The organism is Bacillus sp. CD3-5 (genome assembly GCF_006349665.1).
Taxonomy (GTDB): domain Bacteria; phylum Bacillota; class Bacilli; order Bacillales; family Bacillaceae_G; genus Bacillus_A; species Bacillus_A paranthracis.
Window position 1 is genome coordinate 1 of sequence record NZ_VEPX01000005.1, and the last position, 15,904, is coordinate 15,904.

General features: G+C 34.9%; 15 protein-coding genes. 8 read left to right on the forward strand and 7 right to left on the reverse strand.

From position 1 onward, the window contains the following. Both FH036_RS11440 and FH036_RS11445 read right to left on the reverse strand, forming a co-directional pair. The coding region (locus FH036_RS11440) for a collagen-like protein (RefSeq protein WP_257469593.1) at positions 1-964 on the reverse strand (964 nt) is incomplete at its 3' end. Positions 965-1,207: 243 nt separating this feature from the next. Continuing rightward, positions 1,208-2,479: a PAS domain-containing sensor histidine kinase gene (locus FH036_RS11445; protein ID WP_000937011.1), complete on the reverse strand. Its 1,272-nt coding sequence runs from the start codon at positions 2,477-2,479 to the stop codon at positions 1,208-1,210. Between the two features lie 160 nt (positions 2,480-2,639). Here FH036_RS11445 and FH036_RS11450 point away from each other — a divergent pair, with 160 nt between their 5' ends. Beyond that, positions 2,640-3,485, forward strand: a complete 846-nt coding sequence (locus FH036_RS11450) for a DUF72 domain-containing protein (protein WP_000897342.1) — start codon at positions 2,640-2,642, stop codon at positions 3,483-3,485. A 445-nt stretch (positions 3,486-3,930) separates the two neighbouring features. Here FH036_RS11450 and FH036_RS11455 read toward each other — a convergent pair whose 3' ends face one another. The 4 genes from FH036_RS11455 to deoD form a co-directional block, all read right to left on the reverse strand. Then, entirely contained in the window at positions 3,931-4,125 is a 195-nt protein-coding gene (locus tag FH036_RS11455; RefSeq protein ID WP_001094859.1) for a DUF3924 family protein, read from the reverse strand. Between the two features lie 119 nt (positions 4,126-4,244). Then, on the reverse strand, positions 4,245-4,775 hold the full coding sequence (locus FH036_RS11460; protein ID WP_000806236.1) for a tyrosine-type recombinase/integrase: 531 nt from the start codon (positions 4,773-4,775) through the stop codon (positions 4,245-4,247). Between the two features lie 107 nt (positions 4,776-4,882). Continuing rightward, positions 4,883-6,694 carry a sensor histidine kinase gene (locus FH036_RS11465; RefSeq protein ID WP_000797495.1) on the reverse strand — a complete coding sequence of 604 codons (1,812 nt, stop codon included), beginning with the start codon at positions 6,692-6,694 and terminating at the stop codon, positions 4,883-4,885. Positions 6,695-6,850: 156 nt separating this feature from the next. Further along, positions 6,851-7,558 (reverse strand): purine-nucleoside phosphorylase, encoded by a 708-nt coding sequence (gene deoD / locus FH036_RS11470; protein WP_097852566.1) that lies wholly within the window; start codon positions 7,556-7,558, stop codon positions 6,851-6,853. 175 nt (positions 7,559-7,733) lie between these two features. Here deoD and FH036_RS11475 point away from each other — a divergent pair, with 175 nt between their 5' ends. After that, positions 7,734-8,522 (forward strand): hypothetical protein, encoded by a 789-nt coding sequence (locus FH036_RS11475; RefSeq protein WP_048551538.1) that lies wholly within the window; start codon positions 7,734-7,736, stop codon positions 8,520-8,522. Between the two features lie 4 nt (positions 8,523-8,526). Here FH036_RS11475 and mprF read toward each other — a convergent pair whose 3' ends face one another. Continuing rightward, positions 8,527-11,112, reverse strand: coding sequence for a bifunctional lysylphosphatidylglycerol flippase/synthetase MprF (mprF, locus tag FH036_RS11480; RefSeq protein ID WP_048551540.1), 2,586 nt, complete (start codon positions 11,110-11,112; stop codon positions 8,527-8,529). Positions 11,113-11,298: 186 nt separating this feature from the next. Between mprF and FH036_RS11485 the strand changes: the two genes are divergently transcribed. The 6 genes from FH036_RS11485 to spmB all read left to right on the forward strand — a co-directional run bounded on the left by FH036_RS11485 (position 11,299) and on the right by spmB (position 15,651). Beyond that, positions 11,299-11,688 (forward strand): hypothetical protein, encoded by a 390-nt coding sequence (locus tag FH036_RS11485; protein ID WP_048551542.1) that lies wholly within the window; start codon positions 11,299-11,301, stop codon positions 11,686-11,688. 21 nt (positions 11,689-11,709) lie between these two features. Next, positions 11,710-12,201 carry a YpuI family protein gene (locus FH036_RS11490; protein WP_000067566.1) on the forward strand — a complete coding sequence of 164 codons (492 nt, stop codon included), beginning with the start codon at positions 11,710-11,712 and terminating at the stop codon, positions 12,199-12,201. Positions 12,202-12,306: 105 nt separating this feature from the next. Beyond that, the gene (locus tag FH036_RS11495) at positions 12,307-13,221 is read left to right on the forward strand and encodes a superoxide dismutase (protein WP_048551544.1); all 915 of its coding nucleotides are present in this window, start codon (positions 12,307-12,309) and stop codon (positions 13,219-13,221) included. 189 nt (positions 13,222-13,410) lie between these two features. Beyond that, complete coding sequence (locus tag FH036_RS11500; RefSeq protein ID WP_139895771.1) at positions 13,411-14,535, forward strand: D-alanyl-D-alanine carboxypeptidase family protein; 1,125 nt, start codon at positions 13,411-13,413, stop codon at positions 14,533-14,535. Next, positions 14,528-15,124, forward strand: a complete 597-nt coding sequence (gene spmA / locus FH036_RS11505) for a spore maturation protein SpmA (RefSeq protein ID WP_046955232.1) — start codon at positions 14,528-14,530, stop codon at positions 15,122-15,124. Before FH036_RS11500 ends, spmA begins: the two co-directional genes overlap by 8 nt. Continuing rightward, positions 15,121-15,651 carry a spore maturation protein SpmB gene (gene spmB, locus FH036_RS11510; RefSeq protein WP_000029510.1) on the forward strand — a complete coding sequence of 177 codons (531 nt, stop codon included), beginning with the start codon at positions 15,121-15,123 and terminating at the stop codon, positions 15,649-15,651. Before spmA ends, spmB begins: the two co-directional genes overlap by 4 nt. Positions 15,652-15,904 lie beyond the last annotated feature (253 nt).

A 15,904-nucleotide genomic window follows, 5' to 3' on the forward strand; every position in this document is an offset into this window, starting at 1 on the left:
CGACGCGCCCCCCCCCCCCCCCATCCCCCACCACCCCCCCTCTCGCCCGAGTAGAGATGTGTATAAGAGACAGTCCTTGAACACCTTGAGGTCCTTGAGCACCAGTAGCGCCAGTAGCCCCCGCTGGCCCTTGAACGCCTTGAGCACCAGTAGCACCAGTAGCGCCGGTAGCCCCTGCTGGCCCTTGAATACCTTGAGGCCCTTGAGGTCCAGTAGCGCCTGTAGCGCCTGCTGGTCCTTGAACACCTTGAGGTCCTTGAGCACCAGTAGCGCCAGTAGCGCCGGTAGCCCCTGCTGGCCCTTGAATACCTTGAGGCCCTTGAGGTCCAGTAGCGCCTTGAACACCTGCAGGTCCTTGAGCGCCTTGAGGTCCTTGAGGTCCAGTGGCACCTTGAGCCCCCGCTGGTCCTTGAGGCCCAGTAGCGCCAGTAGCCCCCGCCGGTCCTTGAGGCCCAGTAGCGCCAGTAGCGCCGGTAGCACCCGTAGCACCTGTTGCGCCTCCGCCTCCAAGACAACCTGATCCGTATTGAACTAGGATAGCTTGGATCTCTGTTATAAGTTTAACTAGTTTGTCGGTCGTACAACAATCTACTTTGAATAACTTAGCGATATACAATAAATAATTAAGCAGGCTTTGTAGTTCAACGTACAACGCTCCGCATGAGAAAGGTGTTGTTCTTAAAATAGTTAATAGATTAGCAATAATAGAATTTCCAATTTGTTTTTGTGCTGGAGATAAATCTAAGCAATTGAGAAATTTTTGTAAGTTATTTAGGGCAGCGATTAAGTTATCGATATTATTTTGAGAAGGGTTTTGAAAAACAGCTTGAATAGCTTGGCCAAGAGCTTGAAGAAGTCTAACAAATTCTGTAAGTTCGGACTTAGAGATGTTAATATGACTACAAGCTCTGACTTCGCAACAGTCATTACCATAAAATACTTTTCCTTTATTTTTATTGTTCATCTTTTCATTCCTTTCTTTCATAGAATCAATAGTCATTACTATATATTAAAATGAAATTTATACTAAATCCGTGATGGACAAACTACCATTTCTAAAAAAATAAGAAATTGGCCCGCTTGGCAAACAAATAAGTAAGATATAGAGAAGGTTTCATATAATGTAAAGAAGGAAAGTTCAACATAAAAAACTGCATGTCGATTGTTAAGGGATTTAACAATTGACATGCAGTTCGTGGATTGGATTTTATTTGTCTTGATTTAATCTTTCAAGGGCTGTTTTAGGTAAGATTGGAATTGAAATAGTAAAAGTAGTACCATCTTCATTACTAGTCATTTTTAATGTACCGTTATGATTTTGAATAATTTTTTTTGTTACTGCCAAGCCGAGTCCTGTACCGGAATCTTTTGTTGAGAAGAATGGATCAAAGATATATTCTTGAATCGCTGATGGAATACCAGTCCCATTATCAGTGAAAGTAATACGAACAAAATTATCTAGGCGGTAACTAGTAATTTGGATAGAAAGTTTTTTTTCCCCTTGAGCATCGACAGCGTTCTGGAATAAGTTTAAAAAAACTTGCACAAGTTCATGACGATCAATATGAACTAAAATATCATCTAATTCGGTAGAAAAATTATAATTAATTGAAATGTTATGTAAAAAGACTTCGCTAGCTAGTAACTGTTGAATATACTCACGTAAAAACGTATTAATGGGAAAGGGTTCTCTTGTAAATTCACGTGTTTTTGAAATAGATAAAAATTTTGTAATGATACTATTTGCGCGATCTAATTCAGGAATAAGTAAGTTTTTAAATAGTTCTTTATTAGATGGAGAAACAGTTTCTTGTAAAAATTGTAAATAACCTCGTACGGTTGTAAGAGGATTACGGACTTCATGTGCAATACCAGCTGCGATTCGCCCTGCTAACGAAAATTTTTCTGCATCACGTTCTGTGTTTAAATAATGAAAGACACTAATAACTCTAAAAATTTCTCCATTATAATCACGAATAATTCGGTTATTTAAAATACCATAGTTTTTGTCTAAAACTTCTTCATTATATATTTCCATGCCTGTTCTTAATGTTTCAAGAGCTTTAATTTTTTCTTCAGGTAATTTTAGTAATTGTTGAATTGGCTTTCCAATTATATCATTTCGTACTACACCAAAATCATCTGCCGCAGCCTGATTACATAAAGTTATATTTCCTTTATTATCAACAAAGGTTACATGATGTGAAAAAGCATCAAAAATATGAACAAAGTATGTTTCAAGTTGTTTAAATAAAAATAATGAATCGCAAGTAAGCTGAAAATCAGCCTCTTTATTCTCTTTTTGTATGTTTTGAATAGAATGAGTGGATCTCGTTTTCTTTATTTGTAAACCAATCTGTGGATTTTTATATGTGAAATGATGTGGTAATTGATTCACAAGTTCTTCATAAAAACGTACTTTATTTTCTAATTCTTCTATTCGTTTTTCATGAGACACAATATCATCTTTTGGAAGCATAAATAAATAACCCCTCAATTTAAAAATTCTTCCATCTAGTATATCATATTTTTATACGGATACTCTTAAAGAAGGGACTACTTAATGAAATTGATTGGTCGAAGTGTTCAGGAAGTGAGTAGAATGGATAGTAGGTGAAGTTAAAAAGGGAGGAATATATTTGCTTTTCATTGGAGTAACAGGGTGGGGAGATCATGATTCTTTATATATAGACCCCTATGAAAATAGAAATAAATTACGAACATATAGTGAGTATTTCCCTATAGTAGAAGTGGATAGTTCATTTTATGCGATGCAACCTGCACGAAACTATACAAAATGGGCAATGGAAACACCGAAAGATTTTTCTTTTATCGTCAAAGCATATCAAGGAATGACAGGACATATGAAAGGTGAAGTTCCTTTTTCTACGTTCGATGAGATGTTTGATGTATATAAACAATCTATTCTTCCTTTAATTGAAGCTGGTAAATTAAAAACGATTTTATTTCAATATCCACCATGGTTTGATTGTAAAAAGAAAAATGTAGATTTTCTTCGATATACGAAAGAAAAAATGGAAGGTTTGCCGTGTGCAATAGAATTTCGAAATCAAACATGGTTTTATCCAGAAATGAGAGATAAGACGTTACAGTTTCTAGAGCAAGAAAAATGGATTCATACAATTTGTGATGAGCCACAGGCAGGGATGGGTTCAGTACCACTCGTATTAGAAGTAACGAATGCAGAGATGGTGTTAATACGTTTTCATGGCCGAAATGTTCATGGCTGGCTTGATAAAGGGGAAAATTGGAGAGCGGTTCGTTGCTTATATCGCTACAACAATAAAGAATTAGAAGAATGGGTAGAAAGACTAGAACAATTAAAAAAGAAGACAAAGGACATATACGTATTATTTAACAATAATTCAGGCGGAGATGCAGCTGATAATGCGAAACAGCTTATGAAAATGATGAACATTACATATGGTGAGCCAAAGCCTGAGCAATTGAATTTGTTTGAGTGATAATAAACAAGAAAGGCACTGTACAAACAGGGGGAATGTACAGTGCCTTTCTATATGAAAAAGAGGGGTAACAATGTTACTGAGCGTTTGGTTGATTCATCAATTGTTGGCTTCGTAATAAATGATAATGGTTATCATTATCATTGTCAATGGTTTTCCTGAAAATAAATAAAAAATTTTTTATGGGATAGTAACGATAGGGAGATCCCTAATAGGAGTTTGGCTAAAGTAAAGAATTGTTTCGAGGTAGATTTCCTGCAAACCCCTGATAAAGTGAAACTTTAATCAGTGAGGTTTTGTTCATCCCCCATTGATTATCAGCCCTCACCAATCGGGCTTTTACGGGCAGCCCGACCTCCATCTAACTTCTTTATTTCCGCTGAATTTTGAGGTGGGGGTCATACTGCCCGTTAATGCGGGATAAAGTATAAAAAAAGAACAGCAATTAATGCTGTTCTTTGCTAGTGATGAATTGTTGTAAATCAAAAGGAGTTATCGCTTGGATAAATTCTTTTGAGATAAGTGTTTGAACAAGAGTACTCTCAGAAATAGAAGCACCTGTTTTCTTTTCATAAGCTTGTTTCAATAAATCAAGTTTTTCAGCCGTTTCTTTCGGTAATTCAATTGTTAAAGTGTTCATAATTTCTCCCCCTTACTATTAGAGTACCACTACAATATAGGAGAGACAAGAAAAGAGAATGTGAAACATAAAAAAGGTTACCATTTATAAATGGTAACCTTTTTTATGTATAAGAGTTATTAAGCAATACCGATATACTTTAAAGTTTTTGATGGAGTACTATGATCAAAGAAGTGTTGTAAAAATGCGATATCAACACCTGATTTGTATGCGCAATATCCCCAAGTTTTTCGAAGTGTATGTGAGCTAATCCCTTCTAATCCAACTTCTTTTGCAGCTTTGTTTAAAATGTACCACGCATGTTGTCTCGTAATAGATTTTGTTCCTTTTTGAGACTTTAACAATGGTTCATTACGTTTCCAAGTTTTACGTTCTTTCATGTAGTCTTCGATTGCGTGCTGTAAGTCTTCATTTACAGCGAACCATTTATGTTTTTTTACTTTTTCATTGTAAAATAAAATGGAATGGCGAACATTTTCGTTTTCATCGATTACATCACTAACTTTTAATTGTAAGATTTCACTTACTTTTAAGCCAGAATTTACAGCTAATACGAATAGTAAGCCATCACGTTTCGAAGATTGTAAAAGTATATTTTTGATAGTTTCTAATTGTTTTTCGTTTTGAATAGGTTGTCCTGCTTGTTTCATTTCACGCACTCTCCTCTTTTATATGTGTAAAGGAAAGGATTAACTTGTTTTTAACTATAAAGGGAGAGTGTGAATTTCATGTGAACTCCTAGTGAAATTAAGACAAATTATTTGACTTCTTTTACTTTTTGTAAATTAAAGTAGAATACAACGCTATTAGTCGTGTTATATACACCGTACTCAGCATGGTGGAGATCTAAAATGTTTTTTACAATAGATAAACCGAGACCAGTACCACCAGTATGACGGCTACGAGATGCATCTAAACGGTAGAAGCGATCCCAAATTTTTTCAAGACTTTCTTCTGGGATAGGATTTCCTGTGTTTTCGATTTCGACTTTTACTGTATCTTCCATTGCTATAACGGAGACTTGTATTTTTTCTCCATCTGGCGTATAGCGAATTGCATTGCTAAGTAAGTTCACAACCACTTGCTCAATACGACTACGATTCGCTTTCACAACTATAGAAGAGTCTACATCTATGTTCACTTGTAAATGCTTTTCTTCCATGCTAAATAATAATTTTGTATAGACTTGTTGAATTAATTCACCGATTGAGAATGTCGTCATATCTAGTTTGTACGTACCTGATTCTAATTTTGCTAATTCTAACATTTCAACAATAAGTCTGTTCATATTTTCTGTTTCTTCTAAAATAACATCTGTGTAATACGTCGTATCTTTACTAACACCATCTTTAATTCCTTCTGCGAAACTTCTAATTACACTGAGCGGTGTTTTTAATTCGTGTGATACACCAGAGATGAATTCTTTCCGCGTTTTTTCTAATTGACGTTCACGTTCAATATCTTGTTGTAATTTTGTGTTTGCAACATTTAATCGATCGATTCGATCTTTTAAATTTACAGATAACGTATTAATACTACCAGAAAGTCCGCCAATTTCATCGTCTGCTGTTACAGGTAATTTCTCGCTAAAATCAAAGTTGGCCATTTTCTTTGTAACGCGATTGATTTTAATTAATGGTTTCACAATGATTTTTGAGTAGTAGAAGGATAACAAAATAATTACGAGAAATACGATGATTAAGGCATAGACATAATAATCTTTTAAAACGAGCATCGCTTCATTAACAGGTTGCAAGGATGCTATCGCAAAAGCATATTCTGTAATCTCTCCATTTTCTATAATAGGTTTTACAAAGATACTATTCTTTATATTCTCCCCGCTATCTATGATATAAGTGTTTAATTGCTGCGAGTTAGCAGTGCCATTTCTAATAAGCTCTGCAAAATATTGAACGGCTTGTAATGTTTCAATATCATTTGCAAGACGAACCTCGGCTTTCGATGGAAGCTGTAACTTAGATATAGTACCAGTAAACTCAATTTGAGTAACAGTTTTGTATCGGTTTGTAAGTCTATTTTTAGAAGGATTACCATTAATAGATGAAAAATCTGAATTGGTATATTCGTTTTGCCAATGATTATAATTTGTTGTCAATTTTATTGGTGTTATTGTTTTGTTTTGTAGCAAACCTACGACGTTTATCACATCGTCTTTTTTCAATCCTAAGTTTTCGAATTTCTTATATTCTTCGGGTGTTAAAAGATTATTAAGCGGAATGGAATATGTTTCATGATTTTTAGGATTAAATACATCAATGTAGTAATTGTTGTCGCTTTTAATAATGCCATTCTTATTTAAAAATTGCATGTCAGCATTTGTTTTATCATGAAATTCTTGTTTTAGTTTTCTAACTTCCTCAGGATCTTTTTCGCTTTTTTCATAATTAGCTACGAATTTTTCAAAAGCAGTTTGAACTGTTTTTACTTTTTTATTAATATAAAATTTCTCTAAAAATAGAGATTGTCCTAGGAAAAAGAGGAGGAATATGATTGTAAATAATGTTGATGTTAATAAAAATAGTTTAAAGACGATACTTCTGTTTTTCACTGCGTCACCTCTTGTGAGAAATACTGTAAATGATTTCTTTATTATAACAAACGTTACAAAAAAGTAGAGGAGAAAATCTGTCTCTTCTGAAAGTAGTTTTTAATAAAAAGTCACATAAAAAGAACTCGACAGACGTATGACGAGTTCTTTAATGTATTATTGTTGAATTGCTGCATCTAAAGCGATTTCAATCATTTCGTTAAATGTAGTTTGGCGCTCTTCAGATGTTGTTTCTTCACCAGTGAAGATGTGATCGCTTACTGTTAATACAGATAACGCATTTACACCGTATTTCGCTGCTAATGTGTAAAGAGCAGTTGTTTCCATTTCTACTGCTAGTACACCGTAATCTCCAAGCTTTTTAACGATGTCCATGCTTTCGCGATAAAATACATCTGCTGTTAAAACGTTACCAACACGAACGTGTAAGCCTTTTTCAGTTCCAGCATCGTAAGCTTTCTTTAGAAGGTCGAAGTTTGCAGCTGGTGCAAAATCAAATCCTGGGAATGTTAAACGGTTCATATTAGAATCCGTACAAGCCGTCATTGCAATAATAACGTCACGAACTTTTACATCTTTTTGAATGGCACCGCAAGTTCCAACGCGAATTAAATTTTTAACTCCATAGCTTTGGATTAATTCGTTTACATAAATAGAAATAGAAGGAACACCCATACCTGTACCTTGAACAGATACACGTTTTCCTTTATAAGTTCCAGTGAATCCTAACATACCACGCACGTTATTATAGCAAGTAACGTCCTCTAGAAATGTTTCAGCGATATATTTTGCACGTAATGGATCACCAGGTAATAGAATAGATTCAGCGATTTCGCCTTGTTTTGCTTCAATATGTATACTCATGAAAAGTCCTCCTTATAATGTATTGATAGAAATCAATATCATTTGCATTATACACTACGAATCCTTTCAATTAAAATCTTTTTATTATTTGTAATATGTGCAAAACAGAAGGATTTCATAAATTATCATCTAGAATATATATGTAAGAAGTTTTGTATGAATAGAGACTATAAAAATGGTAGGTGATGTTTTGAAAAATCTTGTCATTGGACTCGTTGCTTTGCTATTTGTTGTAGTAGGCGGATTTTACATAAAAAAGTATCAAGAAACTACAGAGACTGTAAGTGATGTTCAGGAAGTAAAATGGGATGTGTTAAATAGAAAAGGAAATGAGAAAGCAGATATTTTGTTTCAATTATTAAATAATAAAAATAGCGAAGTGCGTGGTGTGAATGATCAAATTCGGGCAGTTATTGTAGACGGACAATTAAAACATGTACAACAAATGAAACCTACATTCGCAGGAAATGGATCATATAAGGTCTCTTCTAAAATAGCGAAAGATGAAGGATATACAATATTTTTATATGAAGACAAAAATAAGTCTGTGCAATCATTTGCGAAGAAAGATTTTGGGAAAGAAATAGACGAGAAAAATAAGAAAAAAGTAAAATTTCCAATCGATAGTGTACTTACAAAAAAAATAGGGGAGTATGAAGTTTCTCTTTTATTTGGTGCACTGCATCCAAATGAGCCAGTGACATTAACATTTCAATTTCAAGCGAAAAAGGGTGAAAAATTGAAATTACATTCAGAGAGAGGAGAGGTGGAGGCGCTCTATATTGTGGACGAAACGAGAGAAAACTTTTTATATGCAATCCCTGTTGATACAGATGAGCAATTACAATATCGCATTACATTTCCTGCTGAAGGAACGTATAAAATATGGGGAGATTTCTATATAAATGGTAAGAAATATGAAAAAGAATTTATTGTACAAGTTCAAAAAAGAAAAAACAGCTAACTAGTTAGCTGTTTTTTCTTTTTCCTATTAATTTTGTTACAGAGAGCATTGTAATTGGTAAAGAATGATTCTTTCTAAATGCTAGATATTTACCGCTCCATACTGGTTTATATTTTTCTTTAAAATGTCGTAATCCGCTGAAACTATATGTATAACGAACATTATTAAAGATGGCAGCAGCAACCCGTTCAGACCAGAAAGATTGTGTCGATAAACCTACATTTGAAAGTGGTGCCATACCAATATTAAAGGAGTGGTATTCATTTTCTTTTGCCCATTGGAATAGGTGGATGAAAATTGCATCCATAATGCCGCTAGGTGCATCTGGATAATACCGCATTAAATCAACAGACAATGATCCGTCTTGATATACAGGCATAAAAGTTGTAAATGCGATGATTTTTCCATCTGCATCAGATAATGTAGCGATAGGTGCTCGGCTCATATATTCGCGATCAAAGTATCCGAGTGAGAAACTTTTCTCTTTTTTTCCACCGAGCCACGCATCTGAAACTTTTCTTAATTCTTCAAATAATTCGTTTGAGAACGGTGGCTGGTGAATAGAGAATGTATAGCCTTCTCGTTCAAAACGGTTGAAAGTCGCTCGCATACCGGCACGTTTTTTTCCTGTTATGGTAAATGTATTCAAATCAACGACAGCTTCTTCACCAAGCTTAAAGAAGTTATAACCAAAATCATGATATAAACTCATCCATTTACTTTCGATTTGGTAGAATACACAAATGTATCCAAATCGGTCAGCTTCAGCTAAAAACTCTTGTAACACAGTACGGTAGGAGGATGGATCTCCAATTGGATCCCCTAGCACAACAAGACGTTTTCCAGTTATAGAGAAGAGAAGGAGCGCTTTCCCGTCACTACTGAAGAAGAATTGTTTATCACCTAAAAATCCTAAATGACTAAGTACATTTCCACCATGTTCATCTAAAAAGTTTTGCAATCTTTTATCATTAGCTGGTTGCCCGGGAAATTCATTTCGATAACGATTAGCAATGAGTGAGCCAATCAGTAAAAATGTAGGAACGAAAAAGGCAGCTGCTAATGCACTTCGTTTTACTTGTGTAATATTACGAACGACAAAATCAGGTTTAAAAGCTTCTTTTGCACCTGCAAATAAAATACCTAAGTTTTTATATAAATATAAAGTTATAAGTAAGAATATAAAAACTTTTACGATATCAGAAAGTGAGACTTCCATTTTCTCGCGTACAAATCTTTTACGAAGCATATATAATACAGCGAGTACAATTAATAAAATAAACGTTTCTTCAATATCAATCCCTTTTAGCGTATTAAATATAGCTGCTCCGATTAAAGAAATAATCGTCATATAGTAAGAACGCTTTGTTCCATAATATATACCTCGTGAAAGGATCAGGAGAAGAATACCAAATGTTAGTGATAAGCTAAAAGAAAATTGAATAAGATGTTTTGGAGCCAGAATATGTAAGGCGTGTGCTCTGTTTATACTTGTCGGTAGAATGGTCGATAAAATAACCATTAATCCCGCAAATACTGTTAAAGCAGCAGAGGCCCATGAACCTAGTTTTCCTAGAAAATCACGCTGCAAAGTCCATATAACACCAGTTGTTTCTAATGCAGGCGCAATAAAAGGTTTGTCTTCAAACTTTTTAATGGCCACACCTGTCATTTCAAAAGCTGCAAAAATAAGACCAAGGCAGAATGGTAAAATGTAATAGACGAGGCGATATAATAACATAGCAGGTAGTAATACACCTGTATCAATGCCATACTGTCCGAGCCCAGTTAAAAAGACAAGGTCAAATGAACCAAGTCCACCAGGTACAAGACTAACAACACCAGCTAATGCAGCAATTACATACACACCTAAAAATTTTTGAAATTCGATATCAATGCCAAATAATATTAGTATGACATACATAACGATACCAGCAGATACCCACTCAACTAATGAAACTAATGAGTATAAAACAGTTGGATTTTTCTCTTCTTCTCCTTCATCTTGTCCTTCGGTTTGCTTTGGTTTTCTATTTTTTAGTTTAGAAAAGCCAATGTATATAGGGACGAAAAGGGCGAAGAAGATCAAAACAGGCCATAGCCACGGTTTTTCATGCAAAATAAAACTTGTGTCTAATATTCCAATAAGACCGAGGAACGAAAGAATAGCGAGTCCGTTAATAAAAGCGGTTGTCATCCAGGCGATACTTTTAATAAGTTTGCCATTTTCTTTTATGTATGGACGATAAAGCATTGTTCGTACACCTGCTCCAACGAGACCACCAAATCCAATAAATCCATTTAAAGTATTAGCAATCCATGAGATACGAAAAATCTTTTGGACAGGTATATCAGCTTTTAAATAACGAAGCATAACATAGTCGTAAAAGAACATTGTTGATACGGCAAATGCACCAAGTGTAATTGCTAAAAAGACTCCTCCGGTTGGAATGTTTTTAATTGTATTAATTGCTTCTAAAAAAGAAATGCCTGCTAATTCTTTTTTTGCTTGAAAGAATACAATTGTTAATACAACAAATGGGAAGATAATTTTCCCGATTTGTAAGAAACGTTTCCATGAAAACGACATAAATACAACTCTCCTTGTATAAGAAAACTGAGACAATAATATTATTATGACAAACTTCAAGAAAAATAAAAAGGTAAATTCCTGTATAAGGAAGCTATTTTTTATAAGGGTTATATTTAAAAGAGTATTTCGTTTGTCAGAAAATTAAGTTAAAATAAGTTGAAAGAAGGAAGAGAGGGGAAGTAGATGATTATAATAGGTTATGCGGGATATGAGCTAGAGAAAGCAAAACCTAATACGTCAGAAGATTTTTTTAATAGATCTGAAGTGACATATATATTAAATGATAAAGAAAGAACCTTTTCTGTTTTATATGTTCGGTATTTTGAAGAAGTTTTACAAGAAATTACTCCTTTTGAAGGAAATCCGGTATGTAAAGTAGAAAATCAAGACATATATTTGCGGGATATTGTAGCGATCTGTTGTTTACTGAAAGAGAATGAGCTTCGCATGCAAAAACGTTTGTATTTAAATAATATAGAAGGATTCCAACAATATTTTGATGAGGAAATAGTCGTGAAAGTACAAGAAATATTGGCTGAATTACATAAAAATAAAAGAGTAGAAATAGCGTGAAATGGCAAAGGAGAGGGAAAAATGTCTAATCTAATGGTGGAAAATCAAACAGAACAAGTTTCTATGTTTTTAGAAGATGTTATTCATTTGATAACCAATTATGTAAATTATCATACGTTGCCTTCTTTATTAGAAGAGACACCGGCAGGAAACGAACAATATTATAAAGGGTTATTAGCGTCAATAAGACGTCTTCTCGTTTTTTGTGAAGAAGGGCATGATGCGTGTTTTGTTTTGTTAAATAGCCAGCCATTTCGAAAGACAGCAGCTGAAAAGATTTTATATAAAATTTATCATCAAGTAATTGCAGAGTTTTTTTCACCAAAGAGTGATCATTGGTATGAAAATAGTCGATCTGCTTATACAGGGAAAAACTCCATCGTTTTTCAACAAACGCCACCTGCATCTATAGAGCAAGTAATGAAGAATTTAGAAGGTAAATTTCAATTGATGCGTGAAGAACTAGAATATTATGAGACGGATTACCAAACAAAGATGCTACACAAATATTAATTGTGAAAAAGAAGCTAAGGGTACTTAGCTTCTTTTCCTTTTGTACAGTTATATAAGGGATTTCCTTTGAATATATTTAAGGGGATAGCATTAAGGAGGTGTAACATGAGTCAGCAAGGTGTATTCACAGATTACTTTCATGAAGTAGAAAACTGGTGTGAAAGTGTTCTTCACGTATTAGATAGCCGTGCAATGGAAGTGTATGATGTCCATATGCTTGCTTATAAAATTCAAACGTTATTAGACCGTATGAAAGAGCATGAGTATGATACAGATGCAGAGTTTATGTATGAAATAAGTGATGATGTAGAACATATTCAGCATCATTTGCAGGAAGTATTCGTGCAGGGAGAAGAAGAATATGAACTATGTGAAAGAGGGGATAGTGAACGAGCTGTTCCAATTGGAGGGCATACACTCCCACCATTACCATATCCGTATAATGCGTTAGAGCCGCATATATCTAGAGAAATTATGATGTTACACCATGATAAACACCATCGCAGTTACGTGGAAGGATTAAATAAGGCAGAGAAGATGATGGAAGAAGCGAGAAAAACAAATCAATTTGATTTAATTAAGCATTGGGAAAGAGAAGCGGCCTTTCATGGATCAGGTCATTACTTGCACACAATATTTTGGAATAACATGAAAAAAGGTGGCGGCGGAAGTCCAAGAGGTGCTCTTTCACACAGGATTGAACAAGATTTTGGAAGTTTCTTGCGTTTTCAAAAACATTTTACAGAAGCAGCCTCTAAAGTGGAAGGTTCAGGATGGGCAATTCTCGTTTGGGTTCCGCGATCGGGAAGATTAGAAATTTTGCAGAGTACACTTCATCAATTATTTACACAATGGGATACGATACCGCTCCTTGTGCTAGACGTGTGGGAACATGCGTATTATTTACAATACCAAAATCGAAAAGATGAATATATTAAAAATTGGTGGAATGTTGTAAATTGGCCGGATGTAGAAAAAAGATTTGAAAGTGCAAAACAAATTGAATGGACGCCATATTAGACGCATATTATATGCGTCTTTTTTATATCATGAAGGCTTGAATATTGAGGGGTAATGGTTAGTGGAGAATCAATAAAGCCATAACTGATTACAGTTTTGTTTTATTGGGGGAGAGGGAGATTTCGTTCATATTTTAAAAGGCCAAGCATACACTTGTACAAAAAGTGCCAAAAGGACGTGGGGGGAAATATGAGACGAATTTGTGTAATCATCACGCTTCTTATTATGTACGCAAGCGTTATACCAATTCCTACATATGCAAAGATGAACAGTAATGTCAGTGCTCGAAATGCTGTATTAATGGAGCAACAGTCAGGTCGCGTATTATACGGAAAAGCAGAACATGAGCCACAAAAGATTGCTAGTATAACAAAAATTATGACTGCCTTGTTAGCTGCTGAATCAGGAAAAATGAAAGAAATGGTCTCGGTTAGTAATGAAGCAGTGAGAGTGGAAGGCTCAGCAATTTATTTAAAGCCTGGACAGAAAGTGAAGTTAGAGGACATCGTATACGGACTTATGCTTAGATCTGGTAATGATGCAGCACAAGTAATTGCTGAAAATGTAGGAGGGAGTATAGAAGGGTTTGTATATTTAATGAATGAGAAGGCGAAACAAATTGGAATGAAAGATACTCACTTTTCAAACCCGCATGGTTTAGATGGAGATGGATCTCATTATTCGTCCGCCTATGACATGGCACTTTTAACAAGGTATGCAATGGGGAACGAAACCTTTAAGAAGATTTTTGGGACAAAAACGTATAAATCAGATTCGTGGGATTATCCGTGGAAAAACAAACATAAACTTGTGACGTCTTATTATGAATTTGCAACAGGAGGAAAAACGGGTTTTACGAAGAAAGCAGGACGGACGCTTGTTACAACAGCATCAAAAGATGGACTAGATCTAATTGTTGTAACTTTGAGCGCTTCTAGCGATTGGGATGATCATATGAATTTATTTGATAAAGGTTTTGAACGTTTCAAACAAACAAACGTTGTAGGACAAGGAGCGCTTGCTGAAATAACTGAAAAGAAATATGCCAATCATGTTTATACGAAAAATAGTTTTGCGGTACCTTTAACTGAGCAGGAAAGAAAGAATGTCATATTAAAAGTTGAACTCGATAAAAGTGCGAAACTTAAGGATGGAGTAAAGGTTGGGAAGACAGAAATTTATGTTGGCAATGAGAAAGTTGGAGAACGAAATTTATTTTATAGTAAACGAAAATTAGTAGCTACAACGGGAGTGTACTGGAATAATGTGAAAGAAATTTTTTCTCATATGATAGGTGTTGGGAACAATGGTTAATCTCGTATGGGTAGCGATGGCAGTCATAGGGATCGTATATGCCATGATTAATGGAACGATGGAAGCAATAAATAAAGCAGTATTTGATGGAGCGAAAGACGCAGTAACAATTTGTATAGGACTCATTAGTGTTTTAGTATTTTGGCTCGGTTTAATGAAAATTGCAGAGGAAGCAGGGTTATTAAAAAAGTTAGTTACACTTTTTATGCCGATAGTCAAAAGGCTGTTTCCAGAAATACCGAAAGATCACCCGTCAATGGGATTTATTTTATCAAATATGATGGCTAACTTTTTTGGGTTAGGTAATGCAGCGACCCCTCTTGGTATAAAAGCGATGGAGCAATTGAAAGAATTAAATGGGGGAAAGGATTCGGCGAGCCGTTCTATGGTGACGTTTCTTGCGTTAAATACATCAGCGATTACTTTAATTCCTACTACTGTCATTTCGATTCGAATGACGTATGAATCAGCGAATCCTACTGAAATTGTTGGGGTAACATTCATTGCACAAGTACTCTCTATGATCGGAGCGATTTGGATTGATCGCTATTTTTACCGAAGAAGGAGTAGGAAGGGGCGGAAAAAATGAGTATTGTTAATACGATATCATTATGGGTAATCCCTTGTGTAATTGGTTTTATCCTTTTATATGGAACGATAAAGAAAGTTCCGACGTACGAATCGTTCGTTGAGGGGGGGAAAGAAGGGATTCAAATTGCAATCTCTATTTTACCGTTTATGGTTGGAATGCTCGTATCTATTTCTATATTTCGAGCTTCAGGTGCACTAGATGCAATGATATCAGTAATGAAGCCGATGTTAGATTTAATTCATGTCCCAGCAGAAATTGTTCCACTAGCACTTATACGTCCTATTTCGGGCTCTGCTGGTTTAAGTATTACGACCGATTTAATTGCCACATATGGACCAGACTCATTCATTGGACGATTGGCTTCTACGATGCAAGGGAGTACAGACACAACTTTTTATATTTTAACAGTATACTTCGGAGCTGTTGGAATTAGAAAAATGGGAGATGCATTAAAAGTAGGACTTTTTGCCGATTTAATCGGAATTATTTGTTCGATTGTATTTGTTTCTCTATTGTTTCAGTAATGCTATTCATTTTTTATGCTATTTCGCTTATAATACGTATACGACCACTATTAAGGTGTTGCTTAATAGTGGTTTTTTTATGCGGTATTTTTGACAAAATAATGAACTTTTATTGTGAGCAATATGAAAAATATGGACAATAATAAAAGGTAAAAACATGATTTGACCTTTATATGTTTATTATCATCGCTATGTTGTTTAAGTAAGATGGAGCAAAAAGCCGTCAAGCGTATGCGGTTGCCAAGTCTTTCTA